General features: G+C 55.4%; 15 protein-coding genes. 8 read left to right on the forward strand and 7 right to left on the reverse strand.

The window, feature by feature from the left end; genetic code table 11:
* Window positions 1-12: 12 nt before the first annotated feature.
* The 4 genes from ACFOSD_RS03135 to ACFOSD_RS03150 are packed head-to-tail and all read right to left on the reverse strand — an operon-like array spanning window position 13 to window position 4,029.
* The gene (locus tag ACFOSD_RS03135; protein ID WP_380693650.1) at window positions 13-864 is read right to left on the reverse strand and encodes a carbohydrate ABC transporter permease; all 852 of its coding nucleotides are present in this window, start codon (window positions 862-864) and stop codon (window positions 13-15) included.
* A 2-nt stretch (window positions 865-866) separates the two neighbouring features.
* Window positions 867-1,736 carry a carbohydrate ABC transporter permease gene (locus tag ACFOSD_RS03140; protein ID WP_380693648.1) on the reverse strand — a complete coding sequence of 290 codons (870 nt, stop codon included), beginning with the start codon at window positions 1,734-1,736 and terminating at the stop codon, window positions 867-869.
* Window positions 1,737-1,759: 23 nt separating this feature from the next.
* Complete coding sequence (gene galK / locus ACFOSD_RS03145; protein ID WP_380693646.1) at window positions 1,760-2,965, reverse strand: galactokinase; 1,206 nt, start codon at window positions 2,963-2,965, stop codon at window positions 1,760-1,762.
* Complete coding sequence (locus ACFOSD_RS03150) at window positions 2,962-4,029, reverse strand: UDP-glucose--hexose-1-phosphate uridylyltransferase (RefSeq protein WP_380693642.1); 1,068 nt, start codon at window positions 4,027-4,029, stop codon at window positions 2,962-2,964. Before ACFOSD_RS03150 ends, galK begins: the two co-directional genes overlap by 4 nt.
* A gap of 325 nt (window positions 4,030-4,354) precedes the next feature.
* Here ACFOSD_RS03150 and ACFOSD_RS03155 point away from each other — a divergent pair, with 325 nt between their 5' ends.
* Window positions 4,355-5,365 (forward strand): LacI family DNA-binding transcriptional regulator, encoded by a 1,011-nt coding sequence (locus tag ACFOSD_RS03155; RefSeq protein WP_380693639.1) that lies wholly within the window; start codon window positions 4,355-4,357, stop codon window positions 5,363-5,365.
* Between the two features lie 241 nt (window positions 5,366-5,606).
* Complete coding sequence (locus ACFOSD_RS03160; RefSeq protein ID WP_380693637.1) at window positions 5,607-6,104, forward strand: transposase; 498 nt, start codon at window positions 5,607-5,609, stop codon at window positions 6,102-6,104.
* Window positions 6,105-6,272: 168 nt separating this feature from the next.
* Here the strand turns inward: ACFOSD_RS03160 and galE are convergent, their stop codons facing one another.
* Window positions 6,273-7,283, reverse strand: a complete 1,011-nt coding sequence (gene galE / locus ACFOSD_RS03165) for a UDP-glucose 4-epimerase GalE (RefSeq protein WP_380693635.1) — start codon at window positions 7,281-7,283, stop codon at window positions 6,273-6,275.
* A 194-nt stretch (window positions 7,284-7,477) separates the two neighbouring features.
* On the opposite strand from galE, the gene ACFOSD_RS03170 reads away from it, so the two are divergent.
* The 6 genes from ACFOSD_RS03170 to ACFOSD_RS03195 all read left to right on the forward strand — a co-directional run bounded on the left by ACFOSD_RS03170 (window position 7,478) and on the right by ACFOSD_RS03195 (window position 15,416).
* The gene (locus tag ACFOSD_RS03170; protein ID WP_380693633.1) at window positions 7,478-8,758 is read left to right on the forward strand and encodes an ATP-binding protein; all 1,281 of its coding nucleotides are present in this window, start codon (window positions 7,478-7,480) and stop codon (window positions 8,756-8,758) included.
* Complete coding sequence (locus ACFOSD_RS03175) at window positions 8,755-9,297, forward strand: response regulator transcription factor (RefSeq protein ID WP_380693630.1); 543 nt, start codon at window positions 8,755-8,757, stop codon at window positions 9,295-9,297. Before ACFOSD_RS03170 ends, ACFOSD_RS03175 begins: the two co-directional genes overlap by 4 nt.
* A gap of 11 nt (window positions 9,298-9,308) precedes the next feature.
* Complete coding sequence (locus ACFOSD_RS03180; protein WP_380694960.1) at window positions 9,309-10,718, forward strand: cytochrome ubiquinol oxidase subunit I; 1,410 nt, start codon at window positions 9,309-9,311, stop codon at window positions 10,716-10,718.
* On the forward strand, window positions 10,718-11,722 hold the full coding sequence (gene cydB, locus ACFOSD_RS03185; RefSeq protein WP_380693627.1) for a cytochrome d ubiquinol oxidase subunit II: 1,005 nt from the start codon (window positions 10,718-10,720) through the stop codon (window positions 11,720-11,722). Before ACFOSD_RS03180 ends, cydB begins: the two co-directional genes overlap by 1 nt.
* A 428-nt stretch (window positions 11,723-12,150) precedes the next feature.
* Window positions 12,151-13,854, forward strand: coding sequence for a thiol reductant ABC exporter subunit CydD (cydD, locus tag ACFOSD_RS03190; RefSeq protein WP_380693625.1), 1,704 nt, complete (start codon window positions 12,151-12,153; stop codon window positions 13,852-13,854).
* On the forward strand, window positions 13,851-15,416 hold the full coding sequence (locus ACFOSD_RS03195; protein ID WP_380693622.1) for an amino acid ABC transporter ATP-binding/permease protein: 1,566 nt from the start codon (window positions 13,851-13,853) through the stop codon (window positions 15,414-15,416). Before cydD ends, ACFOSD_RS03195 begins: the two co-directional genes overlap by 4 nt.
* 107 nt (window positions 15,417-15,523) lie before the next feature.
* Here ACFOSD_RS03195 and rarD read toward each other — a convergent pair whose 3' ends face one another.
* Both rarD and ACFOSD_RS03205 read right to left on the reverse strand, forming a co-directional pair.
* Window positions 15,524-16,429, reverse strand: a complete 906-nt coding sequence (rarD, locus tag ACFOSD_RS03200; protein WP_380693620.1) for an EamA family transporter RarD — start codon at window positions 16,427-16,429, stop codon at window positions 15,524-15,526.
* A gap of 2 nt (window positions 16,430-16,431) precedes the next feature.
* Complete coding sequence (locus ACFOSD_RS03205) at window positions 16,432-17,316, reverse strand: AraC family transcriptional regulator (RefSeq protein ID WP_380693618.1); 885 nt, start codon at window positions 17,314-17,316, stop codon at window positions 16,432-16,434.
* Window positions 17,317-17,360 lie beyond the last annotated feature (44 nt).

The raw sequence follows: 17,360 nt of genomic DNA on the forward strand, positions 1-17,360 counted from the left end.
CGAATCCTTGTTTTAGCCCTTGGTCGCGCCAAGCGTTAGGCCCGCAATAAAGTGCTTCTGCATCAGGAAAAACAACGCAACCGGCGGAATCGCAGCCACAATACTACCCGCTGAAATCAACTGCCATGAAGCCAACCACTGCCCTTTCAACGCACTGATACCCGCGGTTACCGGACGCACCTCATCGCTTTGCATCAGCACCAAGGCCCAAAAATAGTCGTTCCAAACGAAGGTAAAGACCAGCACCACCAAGGCCGCAATGGCCGGACGTACCAAGGGCAACACAATGGTAAAGAAGATGCGGAATTCACTCGCGCCTTCCAAGCGTGCGGATTCGATCAGTTCTTCAGGTACATCGACCATAAAATTCCGCATAAACAGCGTACAGAAACCGGTTTGAAAGGCGATATGGAAGATCACCAAACCCTGAATGCTGTCGTACATGCCCAGGTCCAAGGTCAAATCCCGCACCGGAATCATCAAAATCTGAAACGGCACGAAGTTCCCGCCAATAAACAACGCCAGCAACAGAATGTTGCCACGGAAATGGTATTTGGCTAGGGCATAGCCCGCCAACGTCGACAACGCCACGGCACCAAAGGACGCTGGCAAGGTAATGAGCAACGAATTGCGCATATAAGTAGCCATATTCGTGCGTCGGAATACTTCGGTATAGTTCTCGATCAACATGATTTCACTGGGCATGCCCCAGTAGTTGCCCATGTTGATGTCGCCAATGGATCGCATGGAGGTCAGAAAAACGGCCGCCAAGGGTAATAACCATAGGAGCAACGCTATCACCAAGGCCGTTTTGTACGTCACCTGCATCAGCGGTGACGACTGTCGAATGTCGGTTGGGTACATGGTTATTTCTCCGTCCGCAGCATGCGCCATAAAAAGAAGCTGATGTAAAACAGCATGATTAAGAACAACACGGTGGCGATGGCGGCACCGTAACCGACCCGATAATTACCGATGGACTGTTCATACATATAGAACGCCAACACATTCGAGCTGCCATAAGGGCCGCCGGAGGTCATGGTGGCAACCAGATCGAAGCTGCGCAGCGCGCCGATCACGGTGACCACCACGGCAATAAAGGTCGCCGGGCGCAATTGTGGCAGCACCACGTACCACAGCATTTTCCAGCCTTTGGCACCTTCCATCCGCGCAGCTTCCAGTTGGTCCGGGCTGAGGTTATTTAAACCGGTGAGATACAAGATCATGCAGTAGGCAACCTGCGGCCACAGGCCTGCCGCGATGATGCCGTACGTCACGTATTTGTCGTTGGCCAAAATCGCCAAAGGCTCTTGCCCGAAGGCCTTGAGTACCACATTCATCAAGCCAAAGCTGGGGTCGTAAAACCAGGCGAACACCAAGCCCACCACCACCTGCGAAATAACAAAGGGGAAGAAGAACAGCGACTTAACCAAGCGAATACCAAACACCTGCTGGTTCAAAAACAACGCAATTCCCAGCCCGAATACGGGTGCCAGCATAAACAGCACCAGCCAGATCACGTTGTTTTTCAGTGAAGTCCAAAAGCGGTCGTCGTACCACAGCTCGCGGTAGTTCTCAAAACCGATGAAATACTTCGGACTCAAGCCATCCCAGTCGTAAAAACTCAACCAGATGCTCTGCCCAATGGGGTAAATCACGTACACCGCGAACAGCAGTAACGCCGGTGCCAAAAAAAGCACGGGTACCCACAGTGATTGTTGTCGATGTGCTGACATGGTCAGTCCTCTTGTCGTTATTGTTATGAATGCGCAAGCGCTGCCGTGACCGTTAGGGGTGGCTGCACGAAAGCACCGTCACTCGGCAATGCGGGAATAATCGTCGGCGTACAGCCGGTCAGCGTTTGGTATTGCTGCTCCACCGCGCGCGCCAAGGTAGGCAGCACCGATTGGCGGCCCAAGGCCACCACACACCCCCCGAAACCACCGCCCGTCATCCGGACGCCGGCTTGTCCGTGCGCGGCGTCCTGCATGATGCTGACCAATTGATCAATCGCGGGTGTGGTGATGTCGAAATCGGTGCGCATAGAGGCATGCGATTCCCCCATCACCCGCTGAATCACCGCCAGCTCTCCTTGTTTCATGGCGTCCGCCGCGACCAGCGTGCGCGCATTTTCGGTTAGCACGTGGCGCGCCCGGCGAAAGGCTGTGGCGTCCAATTGCGCTTCCGCCGCCAGCAAGTCCGGCAACGCGACATCGCGCAAGCTGTACGCAGCAAAATGTTTGGCCACGGCTTCGCACTCTTGCCGCCGCTGATTGTAAGCACTTTCCACCAACCCCCGGCGCACGCCGCTGTGCACAATCAAAATGCCCCAGTCGTCCGGCATCCTGACCGGCGTGGTGTGCAAATTGGCACAGTCGATCAGCAGCGCGCTGTTCTTTTGTCCCAGTGCTGACACCAACTGATCCATGATGCCACAAGCGATACCCACGAATTCGTTCTCCGCCGCCTGGCCAACTCGGGCGGCGTCGGCGGGGTCGATCTGCTCGCCACTGAGTGCCAGCAAGGCCCGGATCAGCGCAATTTCAAAACTGGCTGAACTGCTCAAGCCTGCGCCAGATGGCACATTGCCGGTCACCAACAGTTCCCCGCCGGTCAAGTTGAAATTACGGCGCCGCAGTTGTTGCACAACACCGCGCACGTAGTCGGCCCACGGCGCAGCGGTATCGCGCACCGGCTCTGCGTCCAAATCAACCGTCACCCGTTGGGCGCTGAAATCCTGGGCGACCACCGTCAATTGGCGGCTTGCCACACCCGAACCAGTGCTCCCCGAGCAAGCAATCCAAGTCCCGTAATTTATGGCTGCAGGCAGCACAAAGCCTAGGTTGTAGTCGGTGTGTTCGCCAATCACATTCACCCGCCCCGGCGCTTGCACCAGAATTTCTGGCACATGACCAAAAGCAGCCTGAAAGTGCGCCTGCACATCTGCCTGAGTTAATGCGTTCATTTCGCTTGATCCTGTGTCTGGCGCAGCGTGAAGTGAGTTGTGGGTTGCATTCGCAACCGTTCCGCCGCTTGCTCTGGGGTAATGTCGCGTTGGGTTTCGGCCAACATTTCGTAACCCACCATGAATTTACGCACCGTGGCGCTACGCAATAAAGGTGGGAAGAAATGCGCATGCAGTTGCCAGTGTGAATTGTCTTGCCCGTTAAAGGGCGCGCCATGCCACCCCATGGAATAGGGAAACGAACAGTGAAACAGATTGTCGTACCGTGCAGTTAAGGCGCGCAGAATATCACCCAAGCTGCTTTGTTCGGCTTCGTGAATTTCGGTTAACCGGCTGCGCTTGGCCTTAGGGATGACCAAGGTTTCGAACGGCCAAGCCGCCCAATAAGGCACCACAACGAGCCAATGTTCATTTTGGTCAACAACCCGCTCGCCAAACGCCATTTCTTTCTGCGTGTAGTCCCACAACAGGGGCATGCCATGGTTGAGGAAATACTCGCGCTGCCGGGCATCTTCGGCCTGGGCCAACGTGGGCATACCATGCTGGGCCCATATCTGCCCGTGCGGATGGGGGTTAGAGCACCCCATGGCCTGCCCCTTGTTTTCAAACACCTGCACCCAAGTGTAGGTTTCACCCAGTTCGGCGGTTTGCTCGATCCACAAACGCACTACGGCTTGCATTTCGGCATCACTGAGTAGGGGCAAGGTTTTACTGTGATCGGGTGAAAAGCAGATCACGCGGCTGGTGCCGGATTCCGCCACCGTTTGAAACAAAGGATCAACACTTTCGGGCGCTTCCGGGGTGCTTTCCTGCAACGCCGGGAAGTCGTTGGTGAATACAAAGGTGTCCGCGTAGTCCGGGTTTTTTTGGCCACCGGAACGTGCATTACCCGGGCATAAATAGCAGGATGGATCGTGCTGTGGGCGCACTTCCCACGCATTGTCTTCTTGCATGCCCTGCCAGGGACGCTTGGTCCGATGCGGCGACACCAAAACCCAGTCACCGGTCAGTGCATTGCGCCGCCGATGTGCGTGTTCAGTGCGTTGAAATTCGGTAAAAGTCATGCGTTGTCTCACTTATCGAGCCTGCGCTTTGCGGTTGTGCCGTTTCGCAGCGCTCTGATTTATTGTTGTTGAGCGGAGTATGAAAAAACTTGAAAACGTTTTCAAGTTATTCCCGTAATTTTTTGTAATCTTAGTGCTCGGCCTGCTCGTTAAGGTAAGGTTAAAATCTGCGATAGGCCCAGATTCTCTGCAGGCTCTGTGGCATAAATCACAGACTTCATGCGCCCAAAGCTGACCTACTACAAAAGAAAAAGTGCATGGCTGAATGTCAAAAGCCTGTTAAGATAACGTTTGCATAATAATTCCAAGTACAAGGGGGAATGCGGTGGCCAACATTAAGGACGTCGCACGCGCCGCAGGCGTATCGGTTTCAACGGTGTCACGCGTGGTAAACGATTCCGCGTCGGTCGCGCCGGAAAAGCGGGCCGTTGTAGAAGCGGCGATGAAACGACTGAACTATCGGCCCAACAGTTTGGCCCGCGCGTTGGTCAGTCGGCAGTCTAATTGCATTGGTTTGATGGTGGGTGAACTCGATTCACCGTTTTTCTCGCAACTGATGCGCGGTGTGGATGATGTGGTGGTCGATGGTGGCCGCTATCTGATGATCACCTCCGGTTACCACGAAAAACAACGCGAAGAAAAAGCCTTAGACCTGTTGCAACAGCGCCAATGCGATGCGCTGATCGTCCATTCCAAAGCCTTGAGTGATGAACGTTTACAAGCCTTAGCCGCCAGTGGCACGCCTGTGGTGTTCATCAATCGACTGGTGCCGGGCTATGAAGACCGCAGCATTTATTTGGATAACCAGCAAGGGGCGTATCTCGCCACCCGTCATTTGCTCAGTAAAGGCCACCAGCGTATTGCGTTCATCGGCACCAGTTTGGTTGAAGTGTCTGATGGCGAGGAGCGCTTGCATGGATATCAACAAGCATTGGCAGAGTTTGACATTCCGTTCGATGGCGATTTGTGCGTGCGGGCGCAACCGACGGAAGATGGTGGCAGCGATGCCATGAGCCGATTACTGTCGACCCAACAACGGTTTTCGGCGGTGATGTGTTACAACGACCCGATGGCCGCTGGGGCCATGGGTTTTTTGCTGGATAGCGGTTTTGAAGTGCCACACGATGTGTCGGTGGTCGGGTTTGATGATGTGGTGATCACCCGTTATTTGCGCCCGAAATTGACGACGGTACATTACCCAATTGAAGCCATGGGGCGGACAGCCGCCAAACTGGCATTGCAGATGCTGAACAAGACACCCCGTATGAGCGAAAGTGAACTGCGCTTCGCCCCGCGTTTGGTGGTGCGGCAGTCAGTGAAGACGTTCCGCGAGTAGAAAGCGCTAAGCGTTAACCGTGGTTATGCCATAGGGCTTTCGGGGTTTGCCTACGGCGCTTCACGGCAGGCCGGAAGGCGCGCCTTGAGGCAAACGCCCTACGCCCATGGCAAAGCCCGTCGGCTGTCTAGCAAATAGATTTTATTCAACGCCTGATTTTTCGACCCAACCTATCCCTTAGGGGAGTTACATTTTTGACCCGGCATGGTTACCCTTCTTGGGCCAACAAAGGAGTGCAAAAATGACGATTTCCCAACCGACACGGATATCTCCCCAACCGAAAGACTTCGACTATTCAACCGCTGGCGCTTATTTCTTGACCCTCTGTACCCATCAGAAAACCTGCATTTTTGGCAACGTCATTGATGGAAAAATGTACAGCAACGCCTTGGGGAAAATTGTTCTAGAAGAATGGTCTGAACTCGAAGAAACCTATTTCAAGCTGGATGCTTTTATACTTATGCCTAATCACGTTCATGGTGTTGTTTGGCTAAAGGGTCTGAGCCAAAAAACAAACCTGTTGTTTCAGCCTAAACCCAACATAACGAAACTTATCAGTCGATTCAAAATGCGCAGCGCAAAACGGATTAATGAACTGCAAGGGCGGCAAGACCAACCCCTATGGCAGCGCGGATATTGGGATAGAGTGGTAAGGGATGAAACAGAATTAACCCACATCCGAGAATATATTAAACATAATCCAAAGAAATGGGCGCTGGATCGGTTACGGCCACGATAATCCCTTCCGGCCTATAGATTAGGGGCGACTCATGAGTCGCCGCTAAGGACACATCAGCCATCGGTGATGACGGGCGCGCATGGGCGTAGGGGCTTGCTTTAAGGCGCGACTCCCGGCCTGCCGTGGAGCGCCGTAAGCAAATCCCGAAAGCCCAAGCTGTAGATATTCTCAATAACCCTCCGGGTTAGCCGACTGCCAGGCCCAGGAGTCGCGCACCATGTCTTCTATGCCAAATTTCGCCTGCCAGCCCAGTACTTCGGCGGCTTTTGTCGCGTCAGCATAGCAAGCAGCGATATCACCCGGCCGACGATCCACTACCTGATAAGGCACTACTGCCTTATTCACCCGCTCAAAGGCGTGGACAACATCCAACACACTGTAGCCCTTACCCGTGCCCAGATTGTAGGCTTCGCATGGCGCTTGGGCAGCTAAATGGCGCAATGCCGCTAGATGCCCGGCGGCCAAATCCATTACGTGAATGTAATCACGCACGCCCGTGCCATCGGGCGTGTTGTAGTCGTCCCCATAAACTGACAACTGTGGGCGTTTACCCACCGCTACCTGGGTCACAAAGGGCATCAAGTTGTTCGGTATACCGTTCGGGTTTTCACCGATTCGGCCGGAAGGATGCGCGCCGATAGGGTTAAAATAGCGCAATAACGCTATGCGCCACTCGGAATCGGCCACGGCGATGTCACGCAAGATCTGTTCAATCACCAATTTGGTTTGGCCGTAGGGATTGGTGGTGCGCAATGCGGCGGTTTCTGGAATTGGCACTGCATCCGGGTCGCCATAGACCGTTGCTGAACTGCTAAACACGATGTTCTTGCACGCGGCTTCTGCCATAACTTCGCACAAGCGCAAGGTGCCGACCACGTTATTGTCGTAATAGGCCATCGGCATGCTGACGGATTCACCGACGGCTTTGAGTCCGGCAAAATGAATTACGCTCTCAATGGCATGTTCAGTAAACACGCGGCGCAACAGTGCTTGATCGCGGATATCACCTTCGACAAAGGTAATGCTTTTACCCGCCAGCGCCTCCACCCGACGCAAGGCCTCTAAGCTGGCGTTGGCCAGATTATCCAACACCAATACGTCGTACCCGGCTTCGAGCAACAATAAACACGTATGGCTTCCTATATAGCCTGCACCACCCGTAACAAGAATTTTACCCACGCGACCTCCTGTGCTTGAAAACGTTTTCAACATGCTAACAAAGTGCTGCCCGTTCAACAAGCCGAACTCAAAAAGCCGAGGCAAAACGAGCCGCGTCAGTGTACAGAAGTTACTGACACCGCGACACTATGCCGCACGCAATCCAAAACAGAATGAGTATACTGTTCACTCACCCTGAGTTCGGATGATGCTTGATGCCGATTGCCAGTTTTTGGCACACCTCTTTACCCGCCGATGTATTGCTGCTGCGTGGCTTATTTGCGCTGCGTGTGGTGGCGGTCGTGGGTCAATCACTGGCTATTTTGGTGGCCAGTCAGGTGTTTCGTATTGACTTGCCGCAGGCCGCCCTTTGGCTTGGCGTTCTGACGCTGGTATTCTTCAACTTAGCCCTGTTTTGGTGGGTCTTTCATACCCCGCGGGTGAATGGCTGGCAATGGTTGAGTCACATCGGCGTCGACTTACTGGTGCTGACTTGGCAACTGTATTGGACCGGCGGTGCAACCAACCCCTTTGTATCATTGTATTTGCTGCCGCTGGCTCTGGTGTCGCTTGCCCTGCCGGTGCGCGCGGTCATCAGTGTTGGGGCAGCGACGTCGGCGCTGTATTCCATGTTGGTGCTGTTCAATCAGCCGCTGTTGCTGAGCAACGAACTCATGGGCAGCGAAAGCCTGTCGTTCAGTATGCAGTTGCACGAGTTGGGTATGTTGATCAATTTCCTACTCACCGTAGCCCTGCTCACGGCCTTTGGTAGTTGGATTTCGCACAATCTGCGCGTCCAGCGCGAGCTGCTCCATCAAGCGCAAGCCAAGGCCATGCGCAATCAGTCCATTTTGGGCTTGGCCGCGCAGTCCGCCCAAGCCGCACACGAACTAAATACCCCGTTGTCCACACTCAAAATGATTGCGGCCGAGCTGCGCGCGCGTCGTGACGAAATGCCCGTGGATATGCAAGAAGATCTGGAGACCCTTGACCAGCAACTCGACTTCTGCCGCGCCAGCGTCCAAAGAATGGTTAAGGGCGCACGAGCCGCCAGTGAACACAACACGCGTAAAGTGAGCAGTTTATTCCGTGAAACGCTGGCCCGGTTTCGTCTACTGCGCCCGGATATTGAACTGGATACCGAACTACCAGACCTCAACGGACTATTGGTACAGGATGCCTTGGCCTGGCAACACCTGTTGCTGACGCTGCTCGACAACGCCGCCGACGCCAGTTTGGCACACGCACACAAACACATCGCCTTACAGGTGGTGCGCAAAGAACAGCAATTGAATATCGCCGTCACAGACCATGGTCACGGCGAACCGGCGCCCACCCAACTCCCCTTACACAGCAGCAAAGCACACGGTTTTGGCATTGGTCTGGCTTTAGCCGACCTGACCTTAGAAGCAACGGGTCGTCCGTTACGTATTGAGCCGGTTTCCGGCGGCCATGTAGCGCGCGTCGACATGCCCTGTTTTGGGGAGGGTTCATGAGTACGCCACATGGCCATGTTCTGATTGTGGACGATGATGCCGCTTTTCGCCGATTGTTGGGGCGCGGTCTGACGCGTCTGGGCTGGGAAACCTCCGAGGCCGAAAACGCCGAGTCTGCCTTACAAGCGTTGGCACGAAGCCCTACCCATGTGTTGTTGGATTTACGCTTGGGTGAAGACAACGGCATGGTGCTCATTGAACCGATACGTTTGCGCCACCCTAACATTAGAATTATCTTGCTAACAGGCTTTGCCAGCATTGCTTCCGCCGTTACCGCGATCAAACGCGGGGCCGATGACTACCTCAGCAAGCCGGTTGATATACAGGCCGTGGATGCCGCCTTGCGCGGCGACCGAGCCGCAACCGCTGATACACCGGATGAGCAGCCCCCGGCTTTACGCCGCGTGGAGTGGGAGCATATACAGCGTGTCTTGAATGACTGCGGCGGCAACATTTCTGAAGCGGCCCGTGTCTTGGGTATGCATCGCCGCAGTCTGCAACGAAAACTCGCCAAAAAACCGGGCCCCGAGCGCCCATAGAGAGGTAAATGATGGAGCTAGACCCGATTTTCCTTTCACGACTGCAATTTGCCTTTGTCGTGTCATTCCACGCAATATTTCCGGTGTTCACCATCGGGCTGGCGTCGTTCATTGCGGTACTGGAAGGTATCTACCTGAAAACCCAGAACCCTGTCTGGATGAAGTTATCCCAATTCTGGACCAAGGTATTTGCCGTGGTGTTCGGCATGGGCGTGGTGTCAGGGATTGTCATGGCCTTTCAGTTCGGTACGAACTGGTCAAATTTCTCGTACATCAGTGCGAATTTTTTAGGGCCAATTCTAAGCTACGAAGTCGTCACCGCCTTTTTCTTGGAAGCCGCGTTTTTAGGCGTTTTGTTGTTCGGGCGCGGCAAAGTACCACCCGGTATTTACTGGATGTCGGCCGTTTTGGTCGCCGTGGGCACCTTTATTTCTTCGTTCTGGATACTGTCGGCCAACAGTTGGATGCACACCCCAGCGGGCGTCGAGTTCCGGGGCGAACTTCTCTACGTGACCTCGTGGCTCGAAGCCATCTTTAATGCTTCGCTGCCCTACCGATTTGCACACATGGGCTTGGCGTCTTTCCTGACCGGCGGCTTCGTCGTTGCCGGGGTCAGTGCCTGGTATCTGCTGCGCGGCCGCGAAGTCGAAGCAAACCGCAAAGCACTGTCGATGACGCTATGGCTGCTGTTGATTCTTACCCCATTGCAAGCCTATGTCGGTGATCTGCACGGTTTGAACACACTGGAACACCAGCCCGCGAAAGTCGCCGCGATGGAAGGTAACTGGGAAACCCGCGGCAACGTGCCCTTATTATTGTTCGCGTGGCCCGATCAGGAAAATCAAACCAACCATCTAGAGGTTGGCATTCCCAATCTGGCCAGCATCATTTTGAAGCACAGTCCCGATGGTGTGGTCCCCGGGCTGGACATGGTGCCACGAGAAGAACAACCACCAGTCTGGGTGGTGTTCTGGTCATTCCGCGTCATGGTGGGGTTAGGGTTGTTGATGATCGCCGTAGCGGTAACGGGCTTGGTGCTACGCCTGCGCGGCAAGTTGTGGTCAACACCGTGGTATTTCCGGGTCTTACAGGTGATGAGCATTACGCCTTTCATCGCCGTGCTGGCCGGTTGGTTCACCACCGAAATTGGCCGTGGTCCGTGGTTGATCTACGGCATCATGACGTTCGCCGAGGGTGTGACGCCGTCGTTGCAAGGCTGGATGGCGCTGACCACGCTGATTGGCTACATCATCGTTTACGCCCTAGTGTTCAGCGGTGGCCTCTATTACCTGATGCGCATTCTGCGCGATGGTATGGAGTACCAACCCGCGCATGACGAACACAGCACCCAAACCACCACGCTTCGCGCCAAGCGCCCATTTTCGGCGGCTGACGTTCCCTTTGAAGAAGGAGCACGCTAATGGAACCTGTTTTTGATCTCGTGCCCATTTGGGCAGGCATAATCGGCTTCGGCATCATCATGTATGTGTTGATGGACGGGTTTGACTTGGGGCAAGGCATTCTGTTTCCTTTCGCGCCGTCTGAAGAAGCCCGAGATGTAATGATGAACTCGGTGGCACCGGTGTGGGACGGCAACGAAACCTGGCTGGTACTGGGTGGTGCTGGCCTTCTGGCAGCTTTCCCGCTGGTCTACAGCGTGTTCTTACCGGCCTTGTATTTGGGCGTGTTCTTGATGCTGGCCGGGCTAATATTTCGTGGTGTCGCTTTCGAGTTTCGCTTTAAAGCCAAAACCTCACGCTATTTGTGGAATTGGTCGTTTGCGGGCGGCTCGATGCTGGCCACGTTTGCGCAAGGAGCAGTCGTGGGTGCTTACATCCAGGGCTTTGAAACGGAAAACTTCCGCTATGTGGGCGGCGCCTTTGATTGGCTGACACCGTTTTCGATACTGACGGGGTTCGGCATGTTGGCGGGCTATGCATTGCTCGGCAGCACCTGGTTGATCCTCAAATCAGAGGGCTACATTCAGCAATGGGCGTACAAGATCACCCCGTATCTCTTGGCGGCGGTGGTGTTGGTGTTTGGCATCATCAGTATTTGGACGCCGATGATCAGCGATTTAGTGCGGGCACGTTGGTTTGATCAGATCAGTTTGATCTGGCTATTGCCCGTCGGAGCATTCTTGTCGGTTGTCGTGCTGTTACGTGCGGTGATGAAACGCCAGGACGGTATGCCCTTTGTGGCTACCATGGCGCTTTTTGTGTTCACTTACTTGGGCCTGGCGGTGAGCAAACTGCCGTACATCGTGCCGCCAAACTATACGTTGTGGGATGCGGCTTCAGCGCATTCGTCGCAGTTGTTCTTGTTGATCGGTTTGCTGTTCGTAATTCCCTTTGTGCTGATGTACACGGCATGGACCTACTGGGTGTTTCGCGGCAAGGTGAAGGCAGGCGTTGGCTATCACTGATTCTTTTCGTCGGCCTTTTTTGGACGGCAGACTTTAGCGAGAGGGCTTTCGGCGCATGCCTCCTTCAGCAGGATAGATCGAAGTCCCTTTAACGGGCCAATCTGCAAGGATTCTGGGCGGACGCCGTGAATACGTCCCTGTAGGCTCAATTGCGCACGTCCTGTGCGCAAACGCCGCCCGCCACCCTCGCAGATCGACCCGTCAAACGGCCTGTCGATCTACCTGAGCAATAGGCATCGGCACCGAAAGAACAAGCATGTCACCAATAATCTTTGCCGTCGCAATTCTATGCCTACGGAAAGGTTAAGGTAATGGGCGCAGGGATATGTCTAAAGGCGCGCCTTCCGGCCTGCCGTGAAGCGCCGTAGGCATATGCCGAGAGCCCATTGCCGGAATGTAAGTTACATAGCCATAACTAGGAGAAAAAATTGCCAAACCTAACCGCCAAACAGTGGCTCCGCGATATTATTGTGCCGGCACGCCATGCCGTGCGCTTGGCCGCGCTGGCGGGCTCTGTGGCGGGGTTAGCGACGGTTGGGATTCTGGTCGCGCTGGCAACGGTGGTGAGTGCACTGTTGATTGACGGACGTGGGCTGCTTGAATTGCAGAGCGTGCTGGTCTGGCTGGTGGTGGGTATCACTGTCCGAGCCGTCGCGCAATATGCGCAGGAAGTCTGGGGCGCACAGGCCAGCACACAGGTGCGCCGCGCCGTACGTGAGCGCTTGCTCACGCAGTGGGCAGCGAATGGTCCGCTGCGTAATGCTGAGCAATCGCCCGCTGAACGCGCCAGCCAATACGTTGAACAGGTAGAAGCACTGGACGGCTACGTCGCACGTTATCTGCCACAACAATCTATTACCGTACTCGTACCCTCAGTGATACTAGGCATCGTGTTTTATTTGGACTGGCTGGCGGCGCTTCTACTGTTGTTGTCTGCACCGTTGATCCCCGTGTTCATGGCACTGGTCGGCATGGGGGCGGAGAGAATCAACCAGCAGCACTTTGCCAGCCTCAGTCGGCTATCGGGGCATTTTCTCGATCGGTTACACGGCATCGCCACGTTGCAGGTGTTTGGTCAAACCAAACAGGCTCAAGTCACCGTGGCGCGGGCCAGCGACGACGTTCGCCAGCTCACCATGAAAACCCTGCGCGTGGCGTTTTTGTCGTCGACGGTGCTGGAGTTCTTCGCCTCGGTCGCCATCGCCATGCTGGCGATCTACATCGGCTTTGGTTTGCTAGGATACATTGACTGGGGGCCAAGCCCTGAACTGACCTTGTTCAGTGGCCTACTGATATTGCTGCTCGCACCGGAGTTTTTCCAGCCGTTGCGAACATTGGCGCAGCATTACCATGACCGTGCGGCAGCCTTGGGTGCGGCGGAAACGCTGTCAAAGGAGCCTTCAGAAGCCTATGTCGCCGGGCAACCAACGTCAATCGAATCGGTCGAGACGAACACCGACGCCCACGATGACAATGCCATTGTGTTTGATCAAGTCACTCTGACCTTTCCCGAGCGTGGCACATTGTTTCAGGGTTTCAATGCACGGTTTGAACACGGGGAAATCATCGGCTTGGCGGGACCCACCGGCAGCGGCAAAACGAGCCTGTTGAATTTGATTGCGGGTTTCTTAAACCCGACGAGCGGCAGCGTGCGGGTCAATGGCCGGGCAACCGGGCAGGTGCCCTTGGCATGGATGAGCCAGAAGCCGTTTTTGGTGTTTGGCAGTTGGGCCGACAACCTGCGCTGGATGGCACCACACGCCAGCCAGCGCGACATGCTAGACGCGGTTGAACAGGTCGGCTTAACAGCATTGTTGAATAGCTTGCCACAAGGCCTCGACAGTCCCGTGGGTGAAGATGGTCGGTTTTTGTCCGGTGGCGAAGCGCAGCGCTTGGCGTTGGCGCGCATCTGGCTGTCGGATGCGCCATGGATACTGCTTGATGAACCCACCGCCGCACTGGACGCCGAAAGCACACAGGTCATTGCGGATTGTTTAGGCCGACTGGCGGCACAAGGCCGAGGTATCGTTCTCAGTGCGCACGACGGTGACTTGCTGCAACGCGCGCATCGCGTTGTTCGCGTCGGCGATCCAGAAGCGCCAAATAAAGCTGAACAGAGGACGCTGCGATGAAAAGTCTATGGCCATGGATAACGATAATCCTGCTACGACGCACGCGCCTGCTCGTGGGCGGCTTATTGCTGGCGTTGACGCTCACCGCAGGCGTTGCCTTGCTGGGTTTGTCGGGCTGGTTCATAACCTCGGCAGGACTTGCTTCTGTGTTATTGGCCTCAGGCGTGGCGGTGTATTTGGACGTGTATGTACCCGGTGCCGGTATTCGCGGCTTTGCCCTGACGCGCACGATAGCGCGCTATCTTGAGCGCCTGTACAACCATGATACCGTGCTGCGTCTACTGGCCGACCTGCGAGTGCGGCTGTTTGCACGCGTCAGCCGTTTGCCCGTGCTACAACTCAACCGACAGCGCAGCAGTGAATGGTTGAACCGCCTAACCAGTGACCTCGACACCCTCGACAATTTGTACCTGCGCCTACTCGCCCCGCCTTTGGTCGCCGCGCTCACCCTCACCTGGGTCAGCGTCGTGCTCTGGTGGGTGCTCTTAAACGACAATCCAAGTGCTGCCTTGGGCGTGTTTATCGGCCTATGGGTTTTACTGGCGCTGGCGACCCTGTTGCCCGCGCTACTGGGCAAAAAACACAGCGCCGCGCTGACCGAATTGACTGAACAAGTCCGTTTAAACAGTGTCGATCACTTGCGCGGCCACGCCGAATTGACTGCCGCAGGTCATGCAGCGACCCATGCCCGGCAAATTTCAGCCTACGCCGACGCGTTACACACCCGGCAAAATGCCTTAGCGCGCGTGATCGGCCTCGTGCAGAGCCTAGTGAATGCCGGACTGGCCTTAGTCATAACCGCGGTATTGATACTGGGTATTCAAGCGTATATTGACCAAAGCGTCTCCGGGCCACTGCTGGTCATGCTATTGCTTGGCTTGCTGGCGTTGAACGAAGCCTTTGCTAACCTGCCCCGCTCATTCGCCCATCTTGGACAGACCATTGCCGCCGCGCAGCGCTTAAACCATATGGCGCCGGATGCGGAACCGCCTTCATCCGTCATCGTGGATGCCGACACTTTAGCCGTCAGCGCCAACGGACAATCATTCGAGTTAGTACCCGGCCAATGCGGCGTTGTAACCGGCGCTTCGGGCAGCGGCAAATCAACCCTAGCCACGCAACTGGCGATGCCACGGCTGGCGCATACCGCATGGCTAACCCAAGACACCAAGGTGTTTAACGATACCGTAGCGAATAACCTGCTGTTGGGCGCCCCCAATGCCAGCGATGAACAACTCTGGCAGGTTTTGGAATGGGTCGCGTTGGCCGACCGCATTGAGCAGTCCGCGCAGGGGTTGGATACCTGGATAGGCGAAAATGGCCTGGCGCTGTCCGGTGGTGAGCAGCGGCGCATTGCGCTCGCGCGCGTGGTGTTGCGCTCTTTGAACCCAGCGGTACGCTGGGTGATTCTGGATGAACCCTTTCGCGGCGTCGATGACACCACCGCCACGTGGATCATGCAGCAATTGCAACCGCATTGGGTCGAGAAGGGCGTGCTGTGGCTCAGTCATGAAGCACCCAGCTGCGTGACACCTCAATTCATATTGGAACTTGGTGGCTAGCGTTCGCGTGGTTGGTGGGTTGTGCCTCAAGGCGCGCCTTTCGGCCTGCCGTGAAGCGCCGGAGGCATACCCTACCAACCACGCTGGAAATCCTTCGCCGACTAAGCTTAAGCCGCCGGCACCACGGGTATCCTAGGTCCGCGTCGCCAGCGATACAGGGTATCGACCGACAGCATAATCAGGGCAAACCAGATCATGCCAAAGGTGACCAGCTTCTCGGGCACCAATTCCTCGCCGTACACAAACACCGCTAACAAGAATACCCCGCTGGGCGCGATGTATTGGAAAAAGCCCAAGGCGGTCATGCTGATACGGTTGGCCGCTGCGGCGAAGCACATCAGCGGCACCATGGTGACGGGGCCTGCAGCGAACAGCAGGAAGTTTGTCCAGCCGGAATTATTCAGCACATCCGACGTCGGACTCGTGGTGAACCATAGATAGCCAATCGCCAAAGGCAGCAGTAGGCCGGTTTCCATCGCCATACCGGTAAAGCTGTCCACCGCCAGCTTTTTGCGCACCAAGCCATAAAGCGCAAAACTCACGCCCAAGGCGAGTGCGATCCATGGCAAACGACCAAACTGAATCACTTCATAGGCCACCGCAGCCAGGCAAATCAAGGCAGCCGCTGTTTTTACCTTGCCCAACCGCTCGCCGAAAAACAGCATGCCGAACAGGATATTCACCAGTGGGTTGATGTAATAGCCAAGGCTGGTACTGAGCATAAATCCGCTCTGTACGGCCCAAATAAACAAACCCCAGTTAAAGCCGATGATGGTGGTGGAACACAGCAGCAGCCAGCGCGCCCGTGGTGATTTTACCGTCGCCCATAATACCGCACGTTTACGCATAAGGATGATCAGCCCAAGCGTCAACAAGAATGACCACAGTACGCGATGCGCCAAGATTTCCGGTGCCGCGACATTTTGCATCACCTTGAAGTACATGGGCGCAACGGCCCACAAGCCATAGGCCGTCAGCGCATAAATTACGCCACTTTTTACCGTTTTATCCATGCTTATTTTCTCGAGGATACTACCGACCGTAAGGCTGAGGGGCGAACACCCTTCACCTGACGAAAGCGATGTGCCAAATGGCTGGAAGAACTGAAACCACACGCCAGCGCAATATCTATCAGCGGCAGTTGCGTGGTGTGCAGCAACCGTTCCGCTTCGCGCAGGCGAGCCAACAGTACATATTGGTGCGGTGCCAAGCCCTGACTTTGCTTAAACATGCGGGCGAAATGGTATTCGCTGAGGTTCGCTTGCGCGGCCAGATCTTTCAGTAACAAGGGTTGGTCGAGATTGGCTTGTATGTATTCGGTCACTCGCCGTAATTTATGCGCCGCCAAGCCACCTTTTGGGGTCGGCAAGCGCCAATCTACGTGCGTATGCTGGGCCAGCACATGCACCAACAACAGGGTGATCGCGCTGCTTAGCGCCAGCCGGTCGCTCGTTTCCGTCCAGTTCAGTTGCAGCAAAAATTCACGATACAGAGCTGTAATTTGCGGATCATCAGCGAACGTGCGCTCATCTAACATCACTTTGCCGGGCTTGCGTTCCCACGTTTGCTCCGCCAATGTCGATAGATGAGCATCAGTGAAATACAGATGGACGAATTCCAACGGTCCGCGCACATCCCATGTCGATTCGTGTGCCGCAGGCATTAAACAAAAACGATTAGGCGCGCCGCCGTTACGCCATTGTGCGCCCTGCTTGTGGTAGCACTCGTATCCGTCGGCAACGTATAAACTCAGGGTGTGGTGCTCAGCGCGGTCTAAGTCGATGTAGTCCTGTTCGTTGTACCAACGTGCCAGCCCCGTACCATTGCCCAGCGCCGCGGCACCGCGCAAGGTAGCGTTGTGATCGTTAAGGCTGTTGAACACTTGATACTGGGGGTGCACGCGATTTTTCCCTAGGCTAACTCATGCTGTCGATACTACGCAGG

The organism is Salinispirillum marinum (genome assembly GCF_042650105.1).
In the GTDB taxonomy this organism is placed as follows: Bacteria; Pseudomonadota; Gammaproteobacteria; order Pseudomonadales; family Natronospirillaceae; genus Salinispirillum; species Salinispirillum marinum.

Coding starts and splice junctions, on each gene's coding strand:
- ACFOSD_RS03135 (WP_380693650.1), bottom strand. CDS start 864: ATGTACCCAACCGACATTCGACAGTCGTCACCGCTGATGCAGGTGACG.
- ACFOSD_RS03140 (WP_380693648.1), bottom strand. CDS start 1,736: ATGTCAGCACATCGACAACAATCACTGTGGGTACCCGTGCTTTTTTTG.
- galK (WP_380693646.1), bottom strand. CDS start 2,965: ATGAACGCATTAACTCAGGCAGATGTGCAGGCGCACTTTCAGGCTGCT.
- ACFOSD_RS03150 (WP_380693642.1), bottom strand. CDS start 4,029: ATGACTTTTACCGAATTTCAACGCACTGAACACGCACATCGGCGGCGC.
- ACFOSD_RS03160 (WP_380693637.1), top strand. CDS start 5,607: ATGACGATTTCCCAACCGACACGGATATCTCCCCAACCGAAAGACTTC.
- ACFOSD_RS03170 (WP_380693633.1), top strand. CDS start 7,478: ATGCCGATTGCCAGTTTTTGGCACACCTCTTTACCCGCCGATGTATTG.
- ACFOSD_RS03175 (WP_380693630.1), top strand. CDS start 8,755: ATGAGTACGCCACATGGCCATGTTCTGATTGTGGACGATGATGCCGCT.
- ACFOSD_RS03180 (WP_380694960.1), top strand. CDS start 9,309: ATGGAGCTAGACCCGATTTTCCTTTCACGACTGCAATTTGCCTTTGTC.
- cydB (WP_380693627.1), top strand. CDS start 10,718: ATGGAACCTGTTTTTGATCTCGTGCCCATTTGGGCAGGCATAATCGGC.
- ACFOSD_RS03195 (WP_380693622.1), top strand. CDS start 13,851: ATGAAAAGTCTATGGCCATGGATAACGATAATCCTGCTACGACGCACG.
- rarD (WP_380693620.1), bottom strand. CDS start 16,429: ATGGATAAAACGGTAAAAAGTGGCGTAATTTATGCGCTGACGGCCTAT.